Origin of the sequence: Streptomyces sp. NPDC096105 (genome assembly GCF_044763335.1) — a bacterium.
Lineage (GTDB): Bacteria > Actinomycetota > Actinomycetes > Streptomycetales > Streptomycetaceae > Streptomyces.
The window spans coordinates 199,647-220,837 of the sequence record NZ_JBIWGC010000001.1 but is presented as its reverse complement, the minus strand read 5'-3'; the positions used below and the strand labels follow the sequence as shown (position 1 = coordinate 220,837).

20 protein-coding genes are annotated in these 21,191 nt (G+C 74.1%); 11 read left to right on the top strand and 9 right to left on the bottom strand.

Annotated elements, in window-relative coordinates:
* Positions 1-138: 138 nt before the first annotated feature.
* The 7 genes from ACIQ8B_RS01010 to ACIQ8B_RS00980 form a co-directional block, all read right to left on the bottom strand.
* Positions 139-1,299, bottom strand: coding sequence for a glycerate kinase (locus ACIQ8B_RS01010; RefSeq protein ID WP_403544302.1), 1,161 nt, complete (start codon positions 1,297-1,299; stop codon positions 139-141).
* Positions 1,300-1,312: 13 nt separating this feature from the next.
* A complete protein-coding gene (locus tag ACIQ8B_RS01005; RefSeq protein ID WP_403544300.1) occupies positions 1,313-2,728 on the bottom strand; it encodes an SLC13 family permease in 1,416 nt (471 codons plus the stop codon).
* A 76-nt stretch (positions 2,729-2,804) separates the two neighbouring features.
* Positions 2,805-3,467 (bottom strand): response regulator transcription factor, encoded by a 663-nt coding sequence (locus ACIQ8B_RS01000; RefSeq protein ID WP_403544298.1) that lies wholly within the window; start codon positions 3,465-3,467, stop codon positions 2,805-2,807.
* Entirely contained in the window at positions 3,464-4,981 is a 1,518-nt protein-coding gene (locus ACIQ8B_RS00995) for an ATP-binding protein (protein WP_403544296.1), read from the bottom strand. The genes ACIQ8B_RS01000 and ACIQ8B_RS00995 overlap by 4 nt, the downstream gene beginning before the upstream one ends.
* Positions 4,887-5,216 carry a small secreted hydrophilic protein gene (locus ACIQ8B_RS00990; protein WP_403544294.1) on the bottom strand — a complete coding sequence of 110 codons (330 nt, stop codon included), beginning with the start codon at positions 5,214-5,216 and terminating at the stop codon, positions 4,887-4,889. Before ACIQ8B_RS00990 ends, ACIQ8B_RS00995 begins: the two co-directional genes overlap by 95 nt.
* A 127-nt stretch (positions 5,217-5,343) precedes the next feature.
* A complete protein-coding gene (locus ACIQ8B_RS00985) occupies positions 5,344-5,625 on the bottom strand; it encodes an Lrp/AsnC family transcriptional regulator (RefSeq protein ID WP_030820493.1) in 282 nt (93 codons plus the stop codon).
* The gene (locus tag ACIQ8B_RS00980) at positions 5,622-6,359 is read right to left on the bottom strand and encodes a rhomboid family intramembrane serine protease (protein ID WP_290007449.1); all 738 of its coding nucleotides are present in this window, start codon (positions 6,357-6,359) and stop codon (positions 5,622-5,624) included. Before ACIQ8B_RS00980 ends, ACIQ8B_RS00985 begins: the two co-directional genes overlap by 4 nt.
* Before the next feature lie 155 nt (positions 6,360-6,514).
* Here ACIQ8B_RS00980 and ACIQ8B_RS00975 point away from each other — a divergent pair, with 155 nt between their 5' ends.
* The 5 genes from ACIQ8B_RS00975 to ACIQ8B_RS00955 all read left to right on the top strand — a co-directional run bounded on the left by ACIQ8B_RS00975 (position 6,515) and on the right by ACIQ8B_RS00955 (position 11,892).
* Complete coding sequence (locus ACIQ8B_RS00975) at positions 6,515-6,754, top strand: hypothetical protein (RefSeq protein WP_403544292.1); 240 nt, start codon at positions 6,515-6,517, stop codon at positions 6,752-6,754.
* Between the two features lie 103 nt (positions 6,755-6,857).
* Positions 6,858-8,201: an NYN domain-containing protein gene (locus ACIQ8B_RS00970; RefSeq protein WP_403544290.1), complete on the top strand. Its 1,344-nt coding sequence runs from the start codon at positions 6,858-6,860 to the stop codon at positions 8,199-8,201.
* A 231-nt stretch (positions 8,202-8,432) separates the two neighbouring features.
* Complete coding sequence (locus tag ACIQ8B_RS00965; protein ID WP_403544288.1) at positions 8,433-9,470, top strand: NlpC/P60 family protein; 1,038 nt, start codon at positions 8,433-8,435, stop codon at positions 9,468-9,470.
* 190 nt (positions 9,471-9,660) lie between these two features.
* Complete coding sequence (locus tag ACIQ8B_RS00960; RefSeq protein WP_403544286.1) at positions 9,661-10,668, top strand: NlpC/P60 family protein; 1,008 nt, start codon at positions 9,661-9,663, stop codon at positions 10,666-10,668.
* A gap of 33 nt (positions 10,669-10,701) precedes the next feature.
* Positions 10,702-11,892 carry a hypothetical protein gene (locus ACIQ8B_RS00955; RefSeq protein ID WP_403544284.1) on the top strand — a complete coding sequence of 397 codons (1,191 nt, stop codon included), beginning with the start codon at positions 10,702-10,704 and terminating at the stop codon, positions 11,890-11,892.
* Positions 11,893-11,901: 9 nt separating this feature from the next.
* On the opposite strand, the gene ACIQ8B_RS00950 is transcribed toward ACIQ8B_RS00955, so the two are convergent.
* A complete protein-coding gene (locus ACIQ8B_RS00950) occupies positions 11,902-13,137 on the bottom strand; it encodes a glycosyltransferase 87 family protein (RefSeq protein WP_403544760.1) in 1,236 nt (411 codons plus the stop codon).
* A gap of 121 nt (positions 13,138-13,258) precedes the next feature.
* On the opposite strand from ACIQ8B_RS00950, the gene ACIQ8B_RS00945 reads away from it, so the two are divergent.
* Positions 13,259-14,401 carry a glycosyltransferase family 4 protein gene (locus tag ACIQ8B_RS00945; protein WP_403544282.1) on the top strand — a complete coding sequence of 381 codons (1,143 nt, stop codon included), beginning with the start codon at positions 13,259-13,261 and terminating at the stop codon, positions 14,399-14,401.
* A gap of 222 nt (positions 14,402-14,623) precedes the next feature.
* On the opposite strand, the gene ACIQ8B_RS00940 is transcribed toward ACIQ8B_RS00945, so the two are convergent.
* The gene (locus ACIQ8B_RS00940; RefSeq protein ID WP_403544280.1) at positions 14,624-16,429 is read right to left on the bottom strand and encodes an AMP-dependent synthetase/ligase; all 1,806 of its coding nucleotides are present in this window, start codon (positions 16,427-16,429) and stop codon (positions 14,624-14,626) included.
* 296 nt (positions 16,430-16,725) lie between these two features.
* Here ACIQ8B_RS00940 and ACIQ8B_RS00935 point away from each other — a divergent pair, with 296 nt between their 5' ends.
* From ACIQ8B_RS00935 to ACIQ8B_RS00915, 5 genes are all read left to right on the top strand, one after another.
* A complete protein-coding gene (locus ACIQ8B_RS00935) occupies positions 16,726-17,523 on the top strand; it encodes a metallophosphoesterase (protein ID WP_403544278.1) in 798 nt (265 codons plus the stop codon).
* A gap of 142 nt (positions 17,524-17,665) precedes the next feature.
* Complete coding sequence (locus ACIQ8B_RS00930; protein WP_106414597.1) at positions 17,666-18,109, top strand: SRPBCC family protein; 444 nt, start codon at positions 17,666-17,668, stop codon at positions 18,107-18,109.
* A 139-nt stretch (positions 18,110-18,248) separates the two neighbouring features.
* Positions 18,249-19,400, top strand: a complete 1,152-nt coding sequence (locus tag ACIQ8B_RS00925; RefSeq protein WP_403544276.1) for an ArsA family ATPase — start codon at positions 18,249-18,251, stop codon at positions 19,398-19,400.
* A gap of 58 nt (positions 19,401-19,458) precedes the next feature.
* Positions 19,459-20,031, top strand: a complete 573-nt coding sequence (locus ACIQ8B_RS00920; RefSeq protein ID WP_106414598.1) for a DUF5304 domain-containing protein — start codon at positions 19,459-19,461, stop codon at positions 20,029-20,031.
* 117 nt (positions 20,032-20,148) lie between these two features.
* Positions 20,149-21,102 (top strand): ROK family glucokinase, encoded by a 954-nt coding sequence (locus ACIQ8B_RS00915; RefSeq protein ID WP_403544274.1) that lies wholly within the window; start codon positions 20,149-20,151, stop codon positions 21,100-21,102.
* Positions 21,103-21,191 lie beyond the last annotated feature (89 nt).

Here is a 21,191-nt window from a genome sequence, read left to right as displayed (position 1 = left end):
TCCCGTCCTTGGGGCTGCGCCCCCGGACCCCCTCGTCCTCGAACGCCGGACGGGCTGGAATCAGTCCCTCCGGCGCTCGAGGAGCGGGGTCCGGGACGGAGCCCCGGGGTGGGACGGGACAGGGCGGCGGGGGGCGAATCACCCCTGAGGGGACGGGAGCCGGGCTCCCAGCACGATCATCCGCAGCGCCCGCTCCGTCGCGTCCGTCAGCAGTTCCGCGCCCCGGACCAGCGCCTCCGCCAGCTCCATGGGCCCCGGCAGGATGCCGTGACACGCATCCACCCCCGGCACCTCCCCCGCCCCGTCCCCCAACGTCCCCGCGAGCGCCAGCACCGGCCGCCCCGCCAGCTTGGCCCGCCGGGCCACCTCCCCGGGGACCTTGCCGCGAGGCGTCTGGCGGTCCAGCGCCCCCTCCGCGGTGACCACCAGGTCGGCCCGCGCGAGGCGTTCGTCCAGACCGAGATGGTCCAGCAGGACGGGAAACCGCGGCACCAGCGCCGCGCCCAGCGAGGCCAGCCCCGCCCCCAGCCCGCCGGAGGCGCCCGTGCCGCGGCCGAGCCGCAGGTCGACGCCGGTGACGGCGAGGTCCCGGGTCAGTACCCGCGCCCAGTTCTCCAGCCCCGCCGACAACTCCTCCACCTGTCCCGGGGTCGCCCCCTTCTGCGGCCCGAACACCCGCGCCACGCCCCGCTCCCCGCACAGCACGTTGTACGGGTTGCAGGCGACGACCAGTTCCACGCCGTCGAGGCGCGGATCGAGCCCGGTCGCGTCGATCCGGGTGAGACGCGACAACTCACGGCCACCCGGGGGCAGTTCCACCCCGTCCGCGTCCAACAGCCGCGCGCCGAGCGCCTGGAGCGCGCCCGCACCCCCGTCTGAGGTGCCCGAGTCGCCGCAGCCCACCAGGATCCGCCGCACCCCCTGGTCGAGAGCGGCACGGATCAGCTCCCCGACGCCGTAGGTGGTGGTGACGCCCGGATCGCGGCGGGCGCGGGGGACCAGGGACAGCCCGGCGACGGCCGCCATCTCCACCACCGCGGTGTCCTGCCCGCCGAGCAGCGCGAAGTGCGTGCCGACCGGTTCGCCGACGGGGCCGGTGGCGGCCAGGGCGACCAGCCGGCCGCCGGTCGCGCGGGCCAGCGCGGCGGCGGTTCCCTCCCCGCCGTCCACCAGCGGGATGCGGTCGATCTCGGCGTCCGGCAGCACCCGGCGGACGCCCGCCGCGATGGCGTCGGCGGCGGCGGGGGCGGACAGCGACTCCTTGAAGCCGCTGGGGGCCACGACGACTCGGTTCAGCATGGGCGATCACTCCTCAGCGGGTCACCGGCACGCCCAGCGCGGGCCACACGGTGACGGCGAACAGCAGGACGAGGGCGGCGGTGAGCGGGGCCAGCACGGCGGACAGCCGCAGCAGGTCGCGCGGGGTGTAGGTGGGGGTGCCGGGGATGTCCGCGAAGAGCGTCACCGGCTTGGCGGAGGCGGGCAGGGTGTGGCAGAAGCCGGCCGCGGCGGTGGACGCGAGCGCCGCCGCCACCGGGTTCACCCCGGCCGTCACGGCCGCCGCGACCACCAGCGGCACCAGCACGGAGGAGCGCGCGGACCGTGACTGCAGGACCAGGTGGGCGGCCGTGCTGACGGCGACGACGACCGTCAGGAACGTCAACGGGCCGATGCCCGCGGGCAGTCCGTCGACCAGCCAGCGGGCCGCGCCCGACTCGGCGAGCGCCACGCCCATCGCCATGGTCGCCGCCATGAACAGCAGCAGCGACCACGGCACCGTCTTGAGCGCGTCCTTCAGGCGCACGGTGCCCAGCGCCGGGGAGGCGGCGACGACCGCGCCGATCAGCGCGATCACCGCCGGGGACACCTGGTGCAGGGGTTCGCTGCACCACAGGGCGACCACCGTGGCCAGCAGCAGGGCGCACCGCTTCTCCGCCTGCGTCCAGGGGCCGGTGACCGGGCGGTCGCTGTGCCGCTGGATCTCCTCGGCGGTGATGCGTACCGGACCGGCGCGGTCGGCCCGCCGGGTGGTCGTCAACAGCACGGTCTCGGCGGCGAGATGGGAGGACACCACGGCCAGCGGCAGCCCCAGCAGCAGCCATTCGGTGAAGCCGACCCGCTCCCCGGTGGCCTCCCACAGCACGGACACGGTGATCAGATGGGCGCCCGCGCCGATCAGGGTCGCCACCGCGGACAGCAGGATCACGGTGGGGAACAGCAGCGCCAGCATCACCACCAGCCGCCCGCGCCCGGCCAGCGCCTTGGCCAGCGCGAGGAACACCGGCAGCGCGAGCGCCGCCCGGCCCGAGGTGGCCGGCACCGCGAACGCGGTGACGACCAGCGCCGCCGTCGTCAGATGCGTCAACTGCCGTACCGTGCGCGCCCCGCCGACCAGGAAGGCGGCCGCCCGCCCGGCGAGCCCGGTCCGGGTGACCGCGGCGGCCAGCACGAACGCGCAGATCAGGAGCCACACGGTCGAGTCGCCCAGGGTGCCGAACAGGGTGTCGCTGTCGATCACCCCGGTCACGGTGAGCGCGAGCCCCGCGCCGAGCGCGATGTAGGTGTCGTCGACGGGAGTGCCGATCCACGCGCAGGTGGCCAGCGCGAAGACGGCGAGGGTGAGCCGGGCGTCCCCGCCGAGGCCGGGGAAGACACCGGGAACGGCGAGCGCCGCGCAGAGAGACAGGGCCGCGCACAGCGCCACGGTGGAACGGATGCTCAAGGTCACGTCATCGACGGTCCCCTCGGGCGGTGAGCCGCCGATGAGTCCTCGATGAAGGAACCTTCACCGGGACGCCGGTACGTCAGGCCGGCAGACGGTAGCCCATCCCGCGGACCGTCTCAAGCTGGTCCGCGCCCAGCTTCTTGCGCAGCGCCCGCACGTAGACGTCCACGATGTTGGAGCCCGGGTCGAAGTCGTAGCCCCACACGTGGGAGAGGATCTGCTCGCGGGACAGCACCTGGCCGGGATGCCTCAGGAACAGCTCCAGCAGCACGAACTCACGGGCCGTCAGGTCGACGGTCCGGTCGTGCGCGCGGGCCCGCCGGGTGCGCAGGTCGAGGCTGAGCGCGCCGGACCGCAGCACGGTCACCTCCGGCGCCCGGGCCGCGGTGCGCAGCCGCAGCCGGATCCGGGCGAGCAGCTCCTCGAAGCGGAACGGCTTGGTCATCCAGTCGTCCGCGCCGCCCTCCAGACCCGCCACGGTGTCCCGTACCGAGTCCCGGGCGGTCAGCACGATCACCGGGGCCGTCACCCGGGCCTCGCGCAGCTCGCGCAGCACCGTGAAGCCGTCCCGGCCCGGCAGCCCGATGTCCAGGACCACCAGGTCGAAGCCGCCGGTCAGGGCGTACGCGTGGCCGGCCTCGCCGTCGCCGGCGACGGTGGTGGTGAAGCCGTTGGCGCGCAGCCCCTTCTCGATGAAGGAGGCGATGCGCTCCTCGTCCTCGACGATCAGGATCCGGTTCATCCGCGGGCCTCTTCCAGGGTGAGGACGAAGGTGGCGCCGCCGCCCTCGGTGTCGTGCAGCCGGACCCGCCCGCCGTGGCCCTCGGCGATGGCCTTGACGATGGACAGGCCGAGACCGGCGCCGGAGCCGCGCGCCCCGCGCCGGGACGTGCCGCGCCGGAAGCGTTCGAAGATCAGCTCCCGGTCCTGCGGGCGCACGCCGGGGCCGGAGTCGGCGACGTACAGCTCGACGCGGGAGCCCTCCGCGCGGGAGCCGATGCGGATGGTCTGCCCGGGCGTGGTGTGCTGCACCGCGTTCTGCGCGAGCTGCACCATCGCCTGCGTGATGCGCTGCGGGTCCAGCTCGGCCTCCCGGTCGGCGGTGTCGGTGAGCTGCCAGTCGCGGTCGCCGAGGGTGCGGGCCTTCACGAAGACGTCGGCGGTGAGTTCGGCGAGCTGCACCGGCTCGGGGCTGACGAAGTCGGGCCGTTCGGCCTTGGCGAGCAGCAGCAGGTCCTCCACGATGCGGCTCATCCGGTCCAGTTCGTCCGTGACCAGGCGGACGGTCTCCTCGCGTTCCGCCGGGTCGTCGCCCATCAGCTCCAGATGGCCGCGCACGATGGTGATCGGGGTGCGCAGCTCGTGCCCGGCGTCGTCGACGAACTGGCGCTGGACGGCGAAGGCCCGCTCCAGCCGGTCCAGCATGGCGTTGAAGGTCTTGGCGAGGGCGGCGATGTCGTCGTGGCCGCGCACCGGGATGCGGCGGGTGAGGTCCTGCTCGGTGAGCTGTGCGGCGGCGGTGCGCACCAGCCGTACGGGCTGCAGGATGCGCCCGGCGACCGCCCAGCCGATGCCGGTGGTGAGCAGCAGCGCCACTCCCGAGATGGCGAGCAGCACCCGGAACACCTGGTCCACGCGGGCCAGTTCCCGCTCGGGGTGGTAGGCGACGACGAACGCCACCTCGGAGTGGCCGCCGTGCCGGGCCACGGGCACTTTCGCCCAGCGGATCTCGCCCTCGGGCCGGTGCAGCACCCCGGACGGGTCGGGGGAGTCGAAGATGCGGCGCCGGGCGCCGGCGTCCCGGTGCAGCGGCAGCGCGACGGGCAGGTCACGCGGCTGGATGATCTGCGCCGGGTCGCCGCCGGGCCGGGCCACCAGGCCGATCAGCTCCTCGTCGGGGTCGGCGTACTGCCGTTCCAGGAACACCCTGAGCAGCCGGTCCGGTTCGGTGAACGGCCGGCCCGTCTCCGGGTCCAGGCCCCGCTCCTCGAACGCCGCGAACTCGCCGGTCTCCTGGGCGAGCAGCCCGTTGCTGCGATGGTCGACGTCCCGCAGCAGGAAGGAACGGGTGGTGGCGGCGACCGAGGTGAGGGCCACCGTCATCACGAACAGCAGCCACAGCAGGATGCGGACCCGGGCGGAGAGCCGCCGGCGGCCCCGGTCAGCCGTCGTCCCCGCCGGGTCCGTCGTCCCGGTCGGGTCCGTCGTCCCGGTCGGGTCCGTCGTCCGAGGGGCCTCGGTCCTGGTCGTCGTCATCGTCGTCGTCCGTCGGTCCGTCGGTCACCGGAGGCCGGGACACGACCTCGTCGCTGGGCGTGGGGGCGGGCCGGGCGTCCGACGGCGTCGGCGCGGGCGACCCGCTGTCCAGCTCGACCCGCGGGGGCACCTTCGGCGGTTCGGGGCTGTCGGAGAGCGCGAAGCTGGTCGCGGCGACGCCCAGGGGAATCAGTACGACGGCGGCGAGGGCCGCCATCCGGCGAGTGAAGGCCATGCCCTCATCCTGGGCCGGGCACCCGCGGCCCAGGATGAGGCTCCGATGAGGAACCTTTCATCTTGCGCGAGCACCAGCCCTTCCGGCGCCTGAGGAGAGGGGTCCGGGGCGGGGCCCGGAAAGGACGTCAGCTGTCGAGCCCGATGGCGAAGGCAGCCTCGAGATCGTGCTGGGAGTACGTGCGGAACGCCACATGCGTGTCGGTGCCCTCGACGCCCGGGATCTTGCTGATCCGGCCGGGGATGACCTCCGCCAGGTCCTCGTGCTCCCGGACCCGCACCATGGCGATCAGGTCGTAGGTGCCGGTGACGGAGAAGACCTCGCTGACGCTGTCCAGCGCGGCGATCCGTTCCGCGATCTCGGGGATCCGGTCCACGCTGGTCTTGATGAGGACGATCGCGGTGATCACGGCTGGTTCTCTCCCTCGGGGGCCGGAGCAGGGGCGGACTTCACTGTAGTCGCCCCGCCGCGCCACACCCATGCGCAGCCGATCCCCAGCCCGAAGCCCACCAGGTGCGCCAGATACGCCACCCCCGGCCCGCCCTCCGCCGCCCGCCCGGCCGCCGCCCACTGCAGCGCCGCCCAGAACGGCAGCACCACCCACGCGGGCAGCCGCACCGGCAGGAAGAAGGCGAACGGCAGGAGACTGGTGACCCGCCCCCGGGGGAACAGGACGAGGAACGCACCGAGGAGCGCCGAGATCGCCCCCGAGGCCCCGACCAGGGACCGCTCGGAGCCGGCGTGGGCGGCCGCGTACCCCAGCAGCGCGAGGTAGCCGCAGCCGGCGTAGCACAGGGCGAACCGTACCCGGCCCATCCGTGCCTCGGTCATCGGCCCGAACACGTGGAGGAACAGCATGTTGCCCAGCAGGTGCACCCAGCTGCCGTGCACGAACAGCGCCGTGGCGGGGGTGAGGACGGCCGCGGGGGATCCGTCGAACAGGTCTGCGGGGATGACGCCCCAGCGGCGGACGTAGGCCCGCTGCGCGGCCAGCAGCTCCTCCCCGGAGCCGTGGGCCGGGTGCAGCCCCGAGACCGGCCCGATCAGGAAGACCAGGCAGCACAGCACGATGAGGGTGCGGGTGACCGGGGCGGGCGTGGTCCGGAACGCCCCGGCGGCCGCCGTGGTCCAGGTGCGGATCATGAGTACAGAGCATGACGTAGCCGGACGTAACCGTGCGGATCGCCTCGCCGCCGTGGACGGGCGGGCGGCGGAAGCCCGGCAGGCCGTAGGGTTACGAGCCACACGCACCGGCCGCCCGGCGCGTCACGGACACTGGAGAAAGGCGGACAGCCACGATGACGGTTCCCCTGCCGACCGCCTCGACGCGGTGGCGCTGCACCCTCTGCGGCAACCTCACCCGCTTCGACGTCACCCGCTCGTCGAAGGTCGTCGAGTACGTGCACCTCGATCTGGCCGGCGAGCCCGAGGTCGAGGAGCGCGAGGTGCTCGACGAGGCGATCGAGTCGGTGCGGTGCCGCTGGTGCAACGCCGTGGACCAGGTGGAACTCGTGGACAGGCCGGGCGCCGGCTCCTGAGACAAGGGGGTCCCTCCCGCTCGAGCGAAGTCGAGAGCGGGGGAGGGCCCCGCTGACGGCGGCCCCGCGGACGGGGCCGCACACAGGCATTGGGGTGTGACGGATGGTGGAGACCACAGGCGGGGGGCCGCAGGACGGCGCCGCCGAGGTGCTCGACCGTCCGCTGCCCGACGGGGTGCGCCGCAGGGTCGTCCAGATCGTCGCGGACGGCTTCGGCGGACTCACCGTCGCCGAGCTGCCCGCGCAACTGCGGCAGTACGCCCGGTTCACCCCGAGCCGCCGCGCCAAGTTCGCCGGGAACGCCATGGCGGCGGCGCTGGAGACCGATCCGCTGTTCCGGCAGCGGATCGGGGAGAAGCTCAGAGAGGCCCAGCCGGAACTGACCGGCGCCCTCGACTCCGGCTCCCCGCCCCCGGCCGCGGACCCGCTCGACGTGGCGGCCGCGGCCTATGTGCTCCGCCCGCCGGGCTGGGTCAAGCTGGTCGCCGCCGCAGGCGAGGAGGTCCAGCGCGCCGACGCCGAACGCGCCGACGAGGAGACCCGCGCGGAGCTGGAGCGGCTGCGCGCCGAACTCGACCGCGCCCGCGAGCACACCCGCTCCGAGACCGAGCGGCTGCGCGCCGAGCTGGACGCGACGAAGAGGGAGAGCGACTCCCTGCACCGCAAGCTGCGGTCCGCCCTCGCCGACGTCAAGCGCGGCGAGGCCGCCCTGCGCAAACTGCGCGGCGAGATGGAGGCGGTGCGCGCCGACGGGCAGGCCCAGGTGTCGGCCGCCGAGAGCGAGACCCGGCGCCTCAAGGCCCGGCTGGGGGAGACCGAGGCCGCCCTGGAGGCCGCCCGCCGTGCCGCCCGCGAGGGCCGCAGCGTCGAGGACATGCGCGTACGGCTGCTGCTCGACACCGTGCTGGACGCCGCCCAGGGGCTGCGGCGCGAACTGGCACTGCCGCCCGTGTCGGTACGGCCCGCGGAGACCGTGGACGCCGTGGAGCCGGGCCGGATGACCCCCAAGGACATCGCCGCCCGCGCGCTGTCCGAGGACGACCCGGCCGTCCTCGACCAGCTCCTCGCCCTCCCGCAGGCGCATCTGGTCGTCGACGGCTACAACGTCACCAAGACCGGCTATCCGCAGATGCCGCTGGAGAAGCAGCGGCTGCGGCTGCTCGGCCAGCTCGCCCAGCTCGCCGCCCAGACCGGCGCCGAGGTCACCTGTGTCTTCGACGGCGCCGAACTGGCCGCGCCGGTGCTGCTGGCGCCGCCGCGCGGGGTGCGGGTGCTGTTCTCCAAGCCGGGCGTCACCGCCGACGAGCTCATCCGCCAGCTCGTGCGCGCCGAGCCGCCGGGGCGGCCGGTCATCGTCGCCTCCACCGACCGCGAGGTCGCCGACGGGGTCGCGCGCGCCGGCGCGCGCCCCGTCGCGTCAGCCGTGCTCCTCAAAAGGCTTTCCTAGTATCTGATGCACATCTGTCCCTCGTGCAACGTACAGGGGCAATGCCCTAATTGACGGAACCATCACGCAACGTAGCGTCAAGAAGGCGTCACTGCAGGTGAGTTGTCATGGGATAAACGCGCTGTAGCGGAAATTTCGTGCCCAGGGATTTGAACTGATCACAGGAGAATCACTAGGGTCAGCCCTCGAACCCTCGCTCGCGCGATCACTCTCGAGAAGGAGCTCGTCTCCGTGGCGTCCCACCGTCGTCCCAAGCAGCCGAGCCGCGCACGCGTGACCGTGCTCACCGCCGCCGCCGCTGCCGTCGTCATGAGCTCGCAGGCCGCCAACGCGGCCCCCGGCGAGAAGCCGAGCAAGGACGAGGTCAAGGCCAAGGTCGACAAGCTCTACCAGCAGGCGGAGCAGGCCACCGAGAAGTACAACGGGGCCAAGGAGAAGCAGGAGAAGCTCCAGAAGGAGATCTCCACGATCCAGGACAACGTCGCCAAGGGCCAGCAGGAGCTCAACGACCTGCGCGACGGCCTCGGCTCGATGGCCAGCGCCCAGTACCGCAGCGGCGGCATCGACCCCTCGGTCCAGCTCTTCCTCTCCGCCGACCCGGACGACTACCTCGACAAGGCGTCCACCCTGGACCACTTGAGCGCCCAGCAGGTCGAGGCGCTGAAGGAGATCCAGGAGAAGCAGCGCGAGCTGGCCCAGCAGCGCTCCGAGGCCGCCGAGAAGCTGAAGGACCTCTCCTCCACCCGGACCGAACTGGGCAAGAAGAAGAAGGAGGTCCAGGGCAAGCTCGCCGCCGCGCAGAAGCTGCTCAACAGCCTCACCGCCGAGGAGAAGGCGCAGCTCGCCGATGAGGAGAACCGCGCCACCCGCGCCAGCGAGCGCGACGCCCTCTCGGTCAACGTCCCGGCCGGCTCCGGCCGCGCCGCCGCCGCCTTCGCCGCCGCCCAGAGCAAGCTCGGCACGCCCTACGTCTACGGCGCCACCGGCCCGTCCTCCTTCGACTGCTCGGGCCTGACCTCCTGGGCGTACGCCCAGGCCGGCGTGGGCATCCCGCGCACCTCCGAGGCCCAGACCGGCGCCGGCACCAAGATCTACTCGGTGGACCAGCTCAAGGTCGGCGACCTGGTGTTCTTCTTCAACGACCTGCACCACGTGGGCCTCTACGCCGGCAACGGCCAGGTCCTCCACGCCCCGCGCTCCGGCACCGTCGTGCGCTACGAGTCGATGAACACCATCGGCGGCCCCTTCATGTTCGGCGTCCGCGTCTGACGTACACCGCCCTGGGTGCCCCCGTTCGGGGGATTCCGGCGGTTCCGCGCCGCCTCCACGCCCCGCCTCGATCCAGGTCAACGGCGGGGCGTCACCGTGTGTGCCGCCCTGGCCGTGGCTCCGCCGGCCGCCCCGGAGGCTACTGTCTGCCGCGTTTCCCTGTCCGCCAGCGGAAGGAGCGCGGCTTCCCGTGGGGTCCCATCGTCGTACCGCACCGTCCTCAGGGGCCGAGCGGAGTGCCGCCCTCGCCCTGGGCCTGCTCTCCGCGGCCGCCACCGCCCTCGGCGCGGTACCGGCCACGGCCGCGCCCCAGGAGGACACCCGGGCCGAGGTCGACCGCCTCTACCGCGAGGCGGAGAGGGCCACCGAGGCCTACAACGCGGCCGACGAGCGCGCCGGCGCCCTGCGCCGGGAGATCGCCGACGCCCAGGACGGCATCGCCCGCAAACAGCAGCGCGTCAACACCATGCGGGAGGCGCTGGGTTCGCTCGCCGGCTCCCAGTACCGCTCCGGCGGACTGGACCCCGCCCTCGCCCTGCTGCTCTCCGACGACCCGGAGGACTACCTCGAGAAGGCCTCCGTCCTCGACCGGATCGGCGCCCGCCAGGCCGCCCAGCTGAAGAGGCTCCGCGGCACCCTGCGCTCGCTGTCCCAGGACCGCGCCGAGGCGGCGAAGCGGCTCGGCGCCCTCGAACGCAGCCGCAAGGCCGCCGCCACCCACAAGCGGACCGTGGAGGGCAAGCTCGCCGAGGCCCGCCGGCTGCTCGGCTCCCTCCCGGCCGGCGAACGGGCCGCCTGGGACCGCGCCTCCCGCTCCGGCCGCACCGACGGCCCCGGCGGCGCCCCCGCCTCCGGGCGCGCGGCCGCCGCCCTCGCCGCCGCCCGCTCCGCCCTCGGCAAGCCCTACGTCTGGGGTGCGAGCGGCCCCTCCGCCTTCGACTGCTCCGGACTCACCCAGTGGGCGTACGCGCAGGCCGGGGTCGCGCTGCCGCGCACCTCGCAGGCCCAGCGGTACGCCGGCCGGCAGGTCCCGCTGTCCGAGGCCCGCCCCGGCGACCTGGTCCTCTACCGCTCCGACGCCTCCCACGTGGGGATGTACACGGGCAACGGCCAGGTGATCCACGCGCCGTACCCCGGCGCCCCCGTGCGCTACGACCCGGTCGGCATGATGCCGGTCTCGTCGGTCACCAGGGTCTGACTCCGGCGGGCCCGCGCCCGTACCCTCGGAAAGGTGGCCGGTCGAACGCGGGTGTCGCAGGCGGCGGTGGCGGCGTGGTGCCTGCTGCTGGCCGCCCTCGTGGGATGCGGCGGCGGTCCCGCCGTGGACGCCGCCCGCGCGGAGGTGCAGTCCCTGCTCGACCGGCGTGCCGAGGCGGTCCTCGACCGGGACGCCGCCGCCTACGCCCGCACCGGCACCCGCGACGGCTTCGACAACCTGCGCGCGGTGCCGCTCGCGGACTGGTCCTACCGCGTCACCGCCCTGGACCGCACCGGCGACCGGGCCACCGCCGCCGCCGACCTCAGCTACCGCGTCGACGGCCACGACCGTTCCCCGGTGGTCACCGCCCGCACCCTGAGCCTCAGCCGGGACCGGGACGGCCGCTGGACGGTGGAGTCCGACCGCCCCGCCGAGAAGTCCGGCCAGCAGCTCTGGGACCAGGGCCGGGCGCGCGCCGTGCGCGGCGAGCGGAGCCTGGTGCTGGGCGTCGGGCAGTCCGACGCGACCCTGCGCGACTACGCGGAACTGGCCGACCGCGCGGTGCCCGCCGTCTCCGACGCCTGGGGCCCCGCGTGGGCGCGCAGCGTCGTCGTCCTGGTCCCGGAGACCCTGGAGGGCATGGCGGGCCTGCTCGGCTCGCCCCCGTCCTCCTACCGGGGCATCGCGGCCGTCACCACCGGGGCGACCGGCGGCGGCCCGCGGGCGCCCGCGGACCGGGTGATCGTCAACCCGGACGCCTTCGTGCTGCTCGGCGACTCCGGGCGGCAGGTCGTCCTCACCCACGAGACCGCCCACGTCGCCACCCGCGCGCACACCTCCGCCGCCACCCCGCTGTGGCTGTCCGAGGGATACGCGGACTGGGTCGGCTACCGCGGCGCGGACGGCACCCCCGCCGAGGCCGCGCCGGAGCTCGCGCACGCCGTCGGCCGCGGCGAGGTGCCGGACGCGCTGCCCGAGGACGAGGACTTCGGCTTCACCGGCGACGCGGACGGCCTGGCCCGCGCCTACGAGGGGAGCTGGCTGGCCTGCCGGATGATCGCCGACCACTGGGGCGAGGACCGCCTCGGCGCCTTCTACCGCGCCGTGGGCGCCCACGGGGACCGCGAGGGCGCCGTCGAGGACGCGATGCGCCGGGTCCTCGGCACGACGCCGGGGGAGTTCACCCTTCGGTGGCGTGATTACGTGGGGGCCGTGCTGCGGTGACGCACCGGGTCAGGACGACACCGTGGTCCGCTCGGCCCACGACGGCCCGGACACCGCGGGGGCCTCCCGGCGCCCCGGCATCGACGCGCGCCACAGGGCCCGCGCCGCCAGCACCGACGCCGCCACCAGCAGCCCGTTGCGCACCACCAGCAGCGTGATCCCCAGCCAGTCGCTCGCCACCACGTGCGCGAACCACAGCGGGAACTCCAGCGTCGTCACCGGGCAGGCGACCAGGACCAGCACCGCGGGACGTCCCATCCGGCTGTCCCGGAAGCACAGGCACACGGCCGCCGTGCCCACCAGCCACACCATGTACTGCGGGCTGATCACCCGGCTGGTGACCGTGAACAGCAGCACCGCCGTGAACGCCGCGTCCGCCGCGGTGTGTGCCGCGAACCGGGACGCCAGCAGCCGCCACAGCACCAGCCACGCCAGCGCGGCCCCGGTCAGGAACAGCGCCCCCGTGCTCACCCAGCTCACGTACGGGCCGAGGAACTCCACCGAGCCGTAGTTCAGCAGCACCTCGCCGTCCCAGCCGTGGTGCCGGGCCACGTGGAACACCAGCGACCCCAGCGACTCGACCTCCGTGCCCCGGTCCCGCTGGAAGCCCAGGAACGCGAACGCGCCCGGCATCAGCGCCGCGAACAGCCCGGCCACCACCACGCCGGTCACCGCCGCCGACATCCACGCGTCACGCCGGCGCACCGCGAGCAGCAACAGCGCCGGCCACACCTTCAGCAGCGCCCCGAACGCCGCGAGCGCGCCCGCCAGCCGGGGATGCCGGCCGGCCGCCAGCAGCGCGGCCACCGCCACCGCGGTCACCATCACGTCGTACCGGGCGTACACCGTCGGCCCGAGCAGCGGCACGCCCGCCACCCACAGCCACGCCCCGCGGCGGGACCGGCCCGTGCCGCGCGCCCCGCGCAGCAGCAGCGCCAGCGTCACCGCGTCGGCCGCCAGCGCCAGCACGAAGAAGGCGGTGGCGTACTCCAGGAACGGCAGCACGGCGGGGGAGAGGACCGCCAGGGCCGCCGCGGGCGGGTACTGCCAGGTCACGTCGTCCAGCGGAAACGTTCCGGTGACCAGGACGTGGTACCAGCCCCGGTAGATCACCGACACGTCGCTGGTGACGTCCGGACCCGGGAAGACCACCACCTTCAGCACGCACAGCAGCAGCGCCGCGCGCGTGACGCCCCAGATCCCCAGCAGCCGTGCCAGGGGGCCTCGTGCGGCCGTCGGTTCCACGTGATCCCTGCCCGTCGGGTGTGCGGTCATGAGGGGCCATGATGTCCCGGAAGCCGGTGTGCATGCCACCGAGCAGCGCCGTGACGGGGCGCACGGCAACCGTTCGGTAGGGTCGGCGGCGATGCACAAGACCCTGATCGTCACCAACGACTTCCCGCCCCGTCCCGGCGGCATCCAGGCCTTCCTGCACAACATGGCCCTGCGGCTGGACCCGGAGCGCGTCGTCGTCTACGCCTCCACCTGGAAGCGCACCCGGGAGGGCGTCGAGGCCACCGCCGCCTTCGACGCCGAGCAGCCCTTCACCGTCGTACGCGACCGTACGACGATGCTGCTGCCCACACCGGCCGTCACCCGGCGGGCCGTGGTGCTGCTGCGCGAACACGGCTGCAGCTCGGTGTGGTTCGGGGCGGCGGCACCGCTCGGCCTGATGGCGCCGGCGCTGCGCCGCGCGGGCGCGGAGCGGATCGTGGCCACCACGCACGGCCACGAGGCCGGCTGGGCCCAGCTGCCCGTCGCACGGCAACTGCTGCGCCGCATCGGGGAGTCCACGGACACGATCACCTACCTGGGCGAGTACACCCGGTCCCGGATCGCCCGCGCCCTCACCCCCGAGGCCGCCGCCCGCATGGTGCAACTGCCGCCCGGGGTCGACGAGAAGACCTTCCACCCCGGCTCGGGCGGCGACGAGGTGCGCGCCCGGCTCGGGCTGACCGACCGCCCGGTGGTCGTGTGCGTCTCGCGGCTCGTGCCGCGCAAGGGCCAGGACACGCTGATCCGGGCGATGCCCGCGATCCTCGCCGCCGAACCCGGCACCGTGCTGCTGATCGTCGGCGGCGGCCCCTACGAGAAGGACCTGCGCCGCCTCGCGGCCGACACCGGCGTCGCCGACTCCGTCCGCTTCACCGGCCCCGTCCCCTGGTCCGAGCTGCCCGCCCACTACGGCGCCGGCGACGTCTTCGCGATGCCCTGCCGGACCCGGCGCGGCGGCCTGGACGTGGAGGGCCTCGGCATCGTCTACCTGGAGGCGTCCGCGACCGGCCTCCCCGTCGTCGCCGGCGACTCCGGCGGCGCGCCGGACGCCGTCCTCGACGGCGAGACCGGCTGGGTGGTCCCCGGCGACTCCCCGTCCCGGACGGCCGACCGCGTCACGACGCTCCTGGCCGACCCCGAACTCCGCCGCGGAATGGGCCGGCGGGGCCGGGAATGGGTCGAGGAGAAATGGCGCTGGGACCTCCTGGCCGACCAGCTGAGAACCCTGCTGTGACCGAAAGGCCGCCCTCGCCGAGGGCGGCCTTTTCCCTTCGAAGGGGCCCGGGGAACTGCGCGCTCAGCCCCTACGGCGCGGCACTTGCGCCACGGACGGAAACCGCCCCTCAGGGGCGCGGGGAACTGCGCGACCAGCCCCCGCTCACCCGCACCCGCCCACGCCGGCCGGCCAATCCCCCACTCACCCGCACCCGCCCACGCCGGCCGGCCGACCCCCCGCTCAGGCGCCCTGCTTCGCGTAGATCGCCTCGATCTCGTGCGCGTAGTCCTTGGCCACGACATTCCGCTTCAGCTTCAGCGACGGCGTCAGGTGCCCCGACTCCTCCGTGAACTGGGCCGGAAGGATCCGGAACTTCCGCACCGACTCCGCCTTCGACACCGCCGCGTTCCCGTCGTTCACCGCCTCCTGGACCGCCGCCAGCAGATCCGGGTCCTCGCACAGCGACGCCGCCGTCGACCCCGCCGGCTTGCCGTGCTCCGCGCACCAGCGGCCCAGGAACTCCTCGTCGATGGTGATGAGCGCGCCCACGAACGGCCGCCCGTCGCCGACCACCATGCACTCCGCGACCAGCGCGTGCGCCCGGATGCGGTCCTCGATGACCGCCGGGGCGACGTTCTTGCCGCCGGCCGTCACCAGGATCTCCTTCTTCCGGCCGGTGATCCGCAGGTAGCCGTCCTCGTCCAGGGTGCCGATGTCCCCGGTGTGGAACCAGCCGTCGGCCAGCACCTCGGCGGTCGCGGCCGGGTTGTTCCAGTACCCCTTGAACAGGTGCTCGCCGTGCAGCAGCACCTCGCCGTCGTCCGCTATGCGCACGACCGAGCCGGGCAGCGGCTGGCCGACCGTGCCGATCTTCTGCCGGTCCCACGGGTTGAAGGCGGTGGCCGCGCAGGACTCGGTCAGGCCGTAGCCTTCCAGCACGCTGAAGCCGATGCCGCGGAAGAAGTGGCCCAGGCGCTCGCCGAGCGGGGCGCCGCCGGAGATGGCGTGCTCGCCGCGTCCGCCCAGCACCGCGCGGAGCTTGCTGTAGACCAGCTTGTCGAAGACCTTGTGCTTGATCCTCAGGCCGAGCGACGGGCCCGACGGGGTGTCCAGCGCCTGGCTGTAGGCGATCGCGGTGTCCGCCGCCCTGTCGAAGATCTTGCCCTTGCCCTCGCCCTGCGCCTTGGCGCGCGCCGAGTTGTAGACCTTCTCGAAGACCCGCGGCACACCGAGGATCAGCGTCGGCCGGAACGCGGCCAGCTCGTCGGTGAGGTTCTTGATGTCGGGCACGCAGCCCACCTTGATCGGCGCCATCATCGGCGCGATCTGCACCATCCGCCCGAAGACGTGGGCGAGCGGGAGGAACAGCAGGACGGAGCACTCACCGGTGCGGAACAGCGGGCGCAGCCGCTCCACGATGTTGCCGCACTCGGCGAAGAAGCTGCGGTGGGTCAGCACGCAGCCCTTGGGGCGGCCGGTGGTGCCGGAGGTGTAGACGATGGTCGCCGGGTCGTCGGCCTTGGCGACCGAGCAGCGCTCCTCCACCGTCTCGTCGCCGACGTCCGCGCCGAGGCGGCCCAGCTCCGCCAGGCCGCCGCCCTCGATCTGCCACACGTTCTCCAGCGCGGGCAGCCGGTCGCGCACGGACTCCAGGGTGGCCGCGTGGGTGTCGAGCTCCACGAGGCAGGCGGTGGCGCCGGAGTCGCCGAGGATCCACGCCACCTGCTCCGCCGAACTGGTCTCGTACACCGGCACGGTGATCGCGCCGGCGCTCCAGATCGCGAAGTCCAGCAGTGTCCACTCGTAACGGGTGCGGGACATCAGGCCCACCCGGTCGCCGGGCTGCACGCCCGCGGCGATCAGCCCCTTGGCGGCGGCCCGCACCTCCGCGAGGAAGGCGGCGGCCGTCACGTCCTGCCACGTTCCGCCGGTCTTGCGGGCCATGACGGCGACATCCGGATGCCGCGCGGCGTTTCTGCGGACGATGTCGGTCAGATTGCCGTCCGCAGGGACCTCGTACAGGGCCGGAAGGCTGAACTCGCGCAAGACTGCTGCTCCTCTTAGGGCGCCGGCGCCACGACGTTGTGCGATGCGACGGTGCGGTCCAAGACTCGGGCGGATGCTCGCGAATTCACTGGTTGAAATCCCGAGCACGACTGGACTGCCCGGACGTTACCCGCCGGTATGCCTGTCCCGACAGGGGGTCCCTGCCAGATGTTCGCTGCGTCACACAGGTTGGTGTTTCATCGCGCACAGTAGTCCACGGCCGAAGCGACGAGCCAGTAACCGCAGGTAGGCCCGCCATTGTTCAGGTATGCCCCACAGGATTACGCTTGATCGCCATGGCACCCACACCCGGCGGAGACCGGCGCACCCGCGTCCACGTGGTCAGCGACGTACACGGCAACGCGACCGACCTCGCCCGGGCGAAGGAGGGCGCCGACGCCCTGGTCTGCCTCGGTGACCTGGTGCTGTTCCTCGACTACGCCGATCACTCGCGCGGCATCTTCCCCGACCTGTTCGGCACGGAGAACGCCCACCGCATCGTGGGGCTGCGCACCGCCCGCCGCTTCGAGGAGGCGCGCGCGTTCCAGCGCGGGCTGTGGGCCGGCGTCGGCGTCGACCGCGCCACGGCGATCGAGACGGCGGTGCGCAAGCAGTACGCCGAGCTGTTCGCCGCCTTCCCCACCCCTACGTACGCCACCTACGGCAACGTCGACGTGCCGCCCCTGTGGCGGGAGTACGCGGGCCCCGGCACCACCGTGCTGGACGGGCAGCGGGCGGAGATCGGCGGCTGGACCTTCGGCTTCGTCGGCGGCGGCCTGCGCACCCCCATGAGCACGCCGTACGAGATCGACGACGAGGAGTACGCGGCGAAGATCGAGGCCGTCGGCGAGGTCGACGTGCTGTGCACGCACATCCCGCCGGAGGTGCCGGAACTGGTCTACGACACCGTCGCCCGCCGCTTCGAACGCGGCAGCGTGGCGCTGCTCGACGCGATACGCCGGACCCGCCCCCGCTACTCCCTGTTCGGCCACGTCCACCAGCCGCTGGTGCGGCGGATGCGGATCGGCGTCACCGAGTGCGTCAACGTGGGGCACTTCGCGAGCACCGGACGGCCCTGGGCACTGGAGTTCTGAGACCGTCCCGGACGCGGACGCCCCAGGTCGGGTGAGCTCGGCCGGCGCGTCGCGCGATAGCCTTCCGCTGCACGCGCGTGCGCTGCCCGGCCCACGCACGGCGAGGACGACCTACCGGCCCGCATCTGGAGGAGCCACGGCGATGGCGGAACACACCAGCTCGAGCATCACCATCGAGGCGGCACCGGCCGACGTGATGGGGGTGATCGCCGACTTCGCCCGCTACCCGGACTGGACGGGCGAGGTGAAGGAGGCGGAGGTCCTCAGGACCGACGCCGAGGGCCGCGCCGAGCAGGTGCGCCTGGTCATGGACGCCGGCGCGATCAAGGACGACCAGACCCTGGCGTACACCTGGAGCGGCCCGCACGAGGTCTCCTGGACGCTGGTGAAGTCCCAGATGCTCCGCTCCCTCGACGGCTCCTACGTCCTCACTCCGGCGGGCGCGGGCGCGACGGAGGTCACCTACCGGCTGACCGTCGACGTCAAGATCCCCATGCTCGGCATGATCAAGCGCAAGGCGGAGAAGGTCATCATCGACCGTGCGCTGGCGGGCCTGAAGAAGCGCGTGGAGTCCGGCGCCGAGTAGCCGCCTCCGGCGCGCGTCCTCCGGGGCACGCCCCCAGCGCACCGTGGTACCCGGACACGCGGCCCGGCCCGCGGACCGGACGCCCGGCCGCGGGGCGCGCGTGCCGAACGCGTGCGGTCGGCCGGTAGCGTTCACCTCCATGCGCACCCTCCTGATCACGGGCCCCGGCGGCAGTGGCCGCACCACTGTCGCGGCCGCCACCGCGTACGCCGCCGCCCGGGAAGGCGCCCGCACGCTGTTGCTCGGGACCGACCCGGCGGACAGCCTGGGGCCGGTGCTCGGGGACGTGGACGCGCCGGGGCTCACCGTGCGGCGGGTCGATCCGGACGCGGGGTTCCGGGCGGACCTCGCCGCGCTGCAGGAGCGTGCCGGCGGTGCGCTGGACCTGCTCGGCGCCTCCCGCCTGGCGCCCGAGGAGACCAGCCCGCTCCCCGGCGCCGAGGAACTCGCCGTGCTGCGCGCCCTGCGGGACGCCGCCGCCTCCGAGGAGGCGTACGACCTCCTCGTCGTCGATCTTCCGGCCACCCCGCGGGCCGTCTCCCTGCTCGCCCTGCCCGAGGAGCTCCGCCGCGTCCTGCGCCGGCTGCTGCCGCCCGAGCGGCAGGCGGCCCGCGCGCTGCGGCCGGTGCTCGGGCGGCTCGCCGGCGTCCCGATGCCCGCGGAGTGGATCCACGAGACCGCCGCCCGCCTCGACCTCCAGCTCGCCGCCGTCGAGGCCCTCCTCGCGGACCGCGGCACCGCCGTGCGCCTGGTCGCCGAACCGGGACCCGCCGGTGCGGACGCCCTGGGCACCGCCGTCCTCGGCGTCGCCCTGCGCGGACTGCGCCTGGACGCGGTCGTCGCCAATCGCGTCCTGCCGGAGGACGACGCCGGCGGCTGGCTGGCCGGGCCCGTCGCCCAGCAGCGCAAGGCCCTCGACGAGTGGCGTGCGGAGCACGCCGTGCATCCCGTCGCCCACCTCGGCCGCGACCCGCGCGGCGCCGACGACCTCGCCGCCCTCGCGGTGCCCGCCGCCCCCGCGGCCACCGGACCCGTCGAGTGGCCGGTCGACGACCGCATCCGGGAGGACGGCGTCCTGGTCTGGCGCCTCCCCCTGCCCGGCGCCCGCCGCGACGCCCTCGACCTCGTCCGCCGCGGCGACGAACTGACCGTCACCGCCGGGCCGTTCCGCCGCGTCGTGCCGCTGCCCTCCGCGCTGCGCCGCTGCACCGTCGACGGCGCCGCCCTGCGCGAGGGCGAGCTGAGCGTCAGGTTCCGGCCCGATCCGGAGCTCTGGCCGCGCACCCGGTGAAGCCGCGGCGGCCGTTCGGGTACCGTCGAGGGGGCCACCCGCAGTCAAGGAGTCCGTCATGAGCGAACAGCTCCCCCCGCCCGACGACACCGGGAACGAGGCCGGGAAGCAGGCCGGTGACGACATCCCCGGCACGCCGGCGGACGACGCCCGCACGGACCGCGCCGAGACGCCCGCCGAAGTGCCCTCCGAGGTGCACGCCGACGCCTGGGCCACCGCCGCCGCCGAGGACCTCGAGGCGGAGCGGGCCCGCCGCCGCGCCCGCCACGGCACGCCGCCCGGCTCCGCCGCCGAGGAACTGAGGAAGCTCGTCGACGCGGTCGCCGACAAGCTCTCCGAACTGCCGTCCCCGCTGCTCGGCGCGGTCGCCGGACCCGCCGCCCAGCAGGCCGTCCGCCAGGTCGTGCAGCAGGCGAAGGCCGCCGTCGAGCCCGTCATCGAACGCAACCCCGACGTGTTCGACCACCTCGCCGCCGCCGGCAGTGAACTCCTCGCCGCCTACCGCTCCGCCGTGCAGGACCAGGAGCGCCGCTGGACGGCGCGCGACACCCCGCCGCGCGACCCCGGCGAGCGCCGCGACCGCGGGGACGACCCCGGCACCGGCCCCGGCGAACGCATCGACCTGGACTGAGCGCACCCCGGACCCTCCCGGCCGCGCGGGGCCGCCCGGCCTGCGGACACAAGGACGGCGAGTCCGTCCCCTCGGGTACCGTTGGCGTAGCGGGGCTCGACCGAAACTGAGGGATTCATGGGACTCACCATCGGCGTCGACATCGGCGGCACCAAGATCGCGGCCGGCGTGGTCGACGAGGAAGGCACCATCCTCTCGACCCACAAGGTGCCGACCCCGGGCACGCCCGAGGAGATCGTGGACGCCATCGCCTCCGCGGTGGAAGGAGCACGCGCCGGACACGACATCGTCGGCGTGGGCATCGGCGCGGCCGGATACGTCAACCGCCAGCGCTCCGAGGTCTACTTCGCCCCCAACATCCACTGGCGCAACGAGCCGCTCAAGGAGAAGGTCGAGGCCCGCGTGGGCCTCCCGGTCGTCGTGGAGAACGACGCCAACGCGGCGGCCTGGGGCGAGTACAAGTTCGGCGCGGGCAAGGGCCACCGCAACGTCATCTGCATCACGCTCGGCACCGGCCTCGGCGGCGGTGTGATCATCGGCAACAAGCTGCGCCGCGGCCACTTCGGCGTGGCCGCCGAGTTCGGCCACATCCGCATGGTGCCGGACGGCCTGCTGTGCGGCTGCGGCTCGCAGGGCTGCTGGGAGCAGTACGCCTCCGGCCGTGCCCTCGTCCGCTACGCCAAGCAGCGCGCCAACGCCACCCCGGACCAGGCCCAGACCCTGCTCTCGCTCGGCGACGGCACCCCCGAGGGCATCGAGGGCAAGCACGTCTCCATGGCCGCCCGCCAGGGCGACCGGGTGGCCGTCGACTCCTACCGCGAACTGGCCCGCTGGGTCGGCGCGGGCCTGGCCGACCTGGCCTCCCTGTTCGACCCCTCCGCCTTCATCGTCGGCGGCGGCCTCTCCGACGAGGGCGAACTGGTCCTCGGCCCGATCCGCAAGTCGTACCGCCGCTGGCTGGTAGGCGGCAACTGGCGTCCGGTCGCCGACGTCCTCGGCGCCCGGCTCGGCAACAAGGCGGGCCTGGTCGGCGCGGCGGACCTCGCCCGCGAGCCCGACCCGGTCATGTGACGGCACACCGGCACCCGGCGGCGCCCGCCCGACCCCCCGGAGGGAACGGCGGGCGTCGCCGTTTCCCGGACGGCCGCGCGGCGTATCTT